Source organism: Photorhabdus sp. P32, assembly GCF_038085095.1.
GTDB classification, from domain to species: domain Bacteria; phylum Pseudomonadota; class Gammaproteobacteria; order Enterobacterales; family Enterobacteriaceae; genus Photorhabdus; species Photorhabdus luminescens.
This window is the reverse complement of the sequence record NZ_JAZGJN010000155.1, coordinates 1-4,598: the sequence shown is the minus strand read 5'-3', so window position 1 is coordinate 4,598 and position 4,598 is coordinate 1. Positions and strand designations below refer to the sequence as shown.

Sequence of the window (4,598 nt, the reverse complement as noted above, 5' to 3'; positions counted from 1 at the left end):
CTATAATCATATAAAACAACAAACAGTTAATAGTAAGAAGAGATAATCTTAGTTTAAAGAATACATAAGAACAATGAAATTTATTCATGAATCAATTCAAAAATACACTCAAAAAACCATTTCCTAACATTATTTTCACAAATTAGTTTATATTATTTTCATATATATTTTACATGGCAACATTATTCATATTAATGAATTATATCATTACCACTATTTAATTAATGAAATTAACCAGCCATTTTAATTTCTTATTTCATGACTGGTTTTATATTAGTTTTAATTATAATAAATAACTTTATAGAATTAAGTCGCTCGTTTCCAAAAATTGGCTATACCAAATCCTAAGATAAGCATTGGCAGAATAGCAAGCACGCCTCCCACTATCGGAGCATTCAATCCGATAGAAACAAGGTATATAATTGGAACATAGAGAATAGATGTAATATAGGTACAGATAATTAATAAAATCAACGCAACACTAAACTTATTAAACTCCCGCAACATCAAGTCCATTAATAAAAACAACAAAACAGGCAATGTAACAAGATAAGATGCAGTAGGTACAACTAATGCTACGATAAGGCTAAATAATCCAGCAAATATCCTTAAAATGCTCTGGATATTTGATACAATTCTGGGAGAAGATGAAAACCCTATATTCTTTATCGCTAATGAAATAGAGAGTAAAAATGTCAAAATACCTGCAACGAAAGCAGAAAATACAGACGTAATAATAAGCCCAATATAAGGCACTGGAAAGTAAACTGCATCTACACTCTCTTTAGACAAGTTAATCTGATCTTTTACCGCAAAATGCACGCCTAAATCCCGAATCGTTCGCTGATATCGCCACAAAGTTCCAAGGTTAAGATTCTCAACAGTATCACTCATACGGTGGTAATGCTCGTAACCTAAGATTGTGGCAAAATTCATACCGGTAAATCCTTTAGCCAAAAAGACACTAAAACCTGTATTATTCTGCAACATTTGGTACACGATAGGGCTAAATGAGAAAGCAACCGGTTTATAAGCATTCCGATTCCACTCTGAAACAAGAGCAAGATTTTTTGCCGATGTCTCAAATAAGAGTGGTACGCCATTATTTCCCCGAGCATCAAAATTAAAAACAACATCTATTGATTGAGTAGCGATTTCATTAATATTCTTAACAAAGTGAGATGCGCCGAGTAATCCCAACTCTTCTGCATCGGAGAATAAGAATATAATGTTGTTTTTTATATCCGTTCTTTCAGCAAGATCCCGCATTAACTGGAGTACCGAGGCGACGACCATACCATTATCACTGGCTCCTGGCGCAGTCCTAACACTGTCATAATGCGAAACGAATAATAAAGTTCCTTTCGGCGAAGGAACTTCTAACTTTGCGATAAGATTCGTTCCAGTTAATTCCGATTGATCCTCCACTTGTTTTGCAAAGTTGCCTGTATTTATCCTAACAAACTGTTTATCAAAAGCTCGATGTTGTTGACCATTGAGACCTGGATATATTTTCTTCTGCCGAGAGGCTAAATCATCCGCTGTGTAATGAAATGTCTGTTCAGTGACGCTATATCCCATATCGTTCATCTCGTTAATCAAGTAATCCCGAACTAACGCTTGCCGTGTCGAGGCCGCAGGATGCGGTTCCGCCGCAATAACACCAAGTGTTCTCATCACATTCTTAAATCCACTTTCTTTGAAATATTCAACGGAGACTTTATCAGGCAGTACCAATCCGATACCCTGAATAATCGCAACAATTAAAGTTGCTAAAAAACAGATAATCAAAAAAATACGTTTCATTAAATCCTCCCATTCAGACAATATTAAAAAAATATTATTCTTGATATAAACAAAAATGTTTTCTCATATTTTTTGAAATTCAAACCAAAATATAAAAAATAAATTGAAATAATTAAAATGAATTTAAAACAATATAAAACATTATTTTTAACAATAACAGACGCTCTTTTATAATTATATAATCAAAAAATAGTTAGATAAAAAGACATATTTCCTATAAATTACCTAAGTTATTATTGATATGTTATTTTCAAGTAAACACCATTAATATAATGAGTCAATTCCTAGAAGGATTTATTATTCTACTCCACGAAGATTACCTAGATAACAGAAATTCCAGTTTATATCGTACTGAACCAATAATGTCAGTTATATACCCGTTATCTTTCAAGTTGCCTCTTTGTTGGCTGCACTCGCTCACCCCGGTCACATAGTTCTCTATGCGCCCGGGGATTCACTCCCTTGCCGCCGCGATGCATCTTGAAATCCATAGGATATAGATAGGAAACCATTCCTATCTGAATAATCTTGTACATTTATAGTGAATTAATTACCATAAGCCCGCAAAACGATAAGAAATTCAAACCCGGAAAAACAGCAATCAATAGGTAACTGAGACAGGAGAATATTGACCATTCACGACCTGTTTCTCCATTCCTGTACACCCGGCTCATATTTACCAAAAGTCCCAAGCCAGCGTTATCTATCATAACGATTCTAGGCAAAATCTTGGGATTTCTTTAAATCTCAATTATGGGTAGCATTTTCCACACATCGGATGAGTGTTTTTCAGGTTTATCGTCCATAATGAGAAATGAAAATGAATTCCATCTTATTATTCAGAGGGTATTTCGATGAGCACTGCCGTTACCAGTAAAAAAACAAAAAAAACTAAGATTACGGCGAATAATGCTGTTGCTAACGGGCAAGTACAGTCATTAAGTCGCGGCCTGACGCTTTTGGAATATATTTCCGAGTCACCCGGCGGTATTGCCCTGACTGATTTAGCCCAACAAGCCGGATTACCAAATTCCACCACTCACCGCCTTCTCACCACTTTGCAACAACATGGTTTCGTCCGTCAGATTGGCGATTTAGGGTTGTGGGTTATCGGTTCGCATACTTTTATTGTCGGCAGCAGTTTCTTACAGAGCCGAAATTTATTGGCGCTCATTCATCCGATCCTCCGCCGCTTGATGGAAGATTCCGGTGAAACCGTTAATTTGGCGATTCTTGATCATAGCGAATATGAAGCGGTTATTGTCGATCAGGTACAGTGTAATGCGTTGATGAGAATGTCCGCCCCTATCGGGGGTAAGTTGCCTATGCATGCTTCCGGGGCGGGTAAAGCATTCCTTTCAACATTATCAGATAATCAACTGGTTCAATTACTGCATAAGAAAGGGCTACATTCTTACACACAATATACCAAAACGACCCCTTCCGGTTTAAAAGAAAATTTGGAGCAAACACGTAAACAAGGGTATTCGTTCGATGATGAAGAGCATGCTTTAGGTCTGCGCTGTATTGCTGCCTGTATTTATGATGAACATCACCAAGCCTTTGCGGCTATTTCCATTTCCGGCCCAGTATCACGGATCACGGATGATCGAATCACTGAACTGGGTGCTTTGGTAATTCGTGCCGCAAAAGAGATCAGTAAAGAATATGGCGGGATTCGTTAATTCTTTTTCATAATAATCATAACCTTCACAGGGCATTAGTTTTATCATGCCCTATCTTAATTACACAAAGAATCCGAAAACAATTATATTTCCGGATTCTTACATATATAGGAGGATCAGTTAATGGAATACTAACCGATGAGTATCATTCGGATTAAACCACTTTTGATAAATTCCAAGTGCCTGTTCCATTGCCTCGGTTAGAAAGAAGTGAAGTATATACATTATATACGGCACCGGGAACATTAGCATTAAAACAAGTATCGAGAAATCCCCCATGAACGCTATTATAACCATTCAGAAAACGGATAACATCGCCTTCCCGAACTTTACCATCATATCCATTGGTTGTATCTGAAAAGATATACCATGTCAGAGTATCAACTGGACGTGCTGCTTTATCCGCCGTGTAAACATTATAGAGCTCAGGTGACGGCGCATGACCATTAGTGCCGAGATATCCCCCATTATTCTGATAAAGATTCACAAGAAATATAGTATCACCACTGTAAACTTCTGTTCCTATACCTTTTCCACTCGTAGACAAAATTTGCCATGTCCCCGTACCTGGGCCACGTGTCGGCGAAGCAGCCGTGTATACGTTATACTTTGCGCCTTGCGCGGTCGCATGACCATTAGTGTCCAGATAACCACCATTTCCATTATTATAATTATTTTTAATACGAATTTTATCACCGTATAAAATTACACTAGCCATTATTATATCCTTAAATACTTTCACGAAGTTATATGTGTGTTATATGAGAATTTTCATGCTTTTAATTAAGAGTCAAAAATATCAATTCTTTTTCCAACCATTAGTCATGGCTAAAGATCTTTGACTTCCAAACTCTATAAAATTATAGAATTTACACAAATAATAGGATCTATCTTTATTTCTTAGAGAAATCATTAAATATATGTTTTTGACTTATGCTTCAATTATGCTTTCTGAATAACAAACATGTCTTATATTAAACACAGAATTTATTTTTATTAGAAATATTCACATCCCGCATAAGAAAAACAAATCGGCATTAATTTATATTTAATTTAGGGAAATAATTTAATGAGGATAATAATATTAGCTATTGGGAATTGTCGATT

General features: G+C 35.9%; 3 protein-coding genes. 1 reads left to right on the top strand and 2 read right to left on the bottom strand.

What is annotated here, in order from left to right:
• Positions 1–306: 306 nt before the first annotated feature.
• Positions 307–1,806, bottom strand: coding sequence for a M28 family metallopeptidase (locus V2H77_RS01175; RefSeq protein WP_341497334.1), 1,500 nt, complete (start codon positions 1,804–1,806; stop codon positions 307–309).
• A gap of 854 nt (positions 1,807–2,660) precedes the next feature.
• Between V2H77_RS01175 and iclR the strand changes: the two genes are divergently transcribed.
• Entirely contained in the window at positions 2,661–3,491 is an 831-nt protein-coding gene (iclR, locus tag V2H77_RS01170; protein ID WP_132346911.1) for a glyoxylate bypass operon transcriptional repressor IclR, read from the top strand.
• Positions 3,492–3,645: 154 nt separating this feature from the next.
• On the opposite strand, the gene V2H77_RS01165 is transcribed toward iclR, so the two are convergent.
• The gene (locus tag V2H77_RS01165) at positions 3,646–4,209 is read right to left on the bottom strand and encodes a hypothetical protein (RefSeq protein ID WP_341497333.1); all 564 of its coding nucleotides are present in this window, start codon (positions 4,207–4,209) and stop codon (positions 3,646–3,648) included.
• Positions 4,210–4,598: the final 389 nt, after the last annotated feature.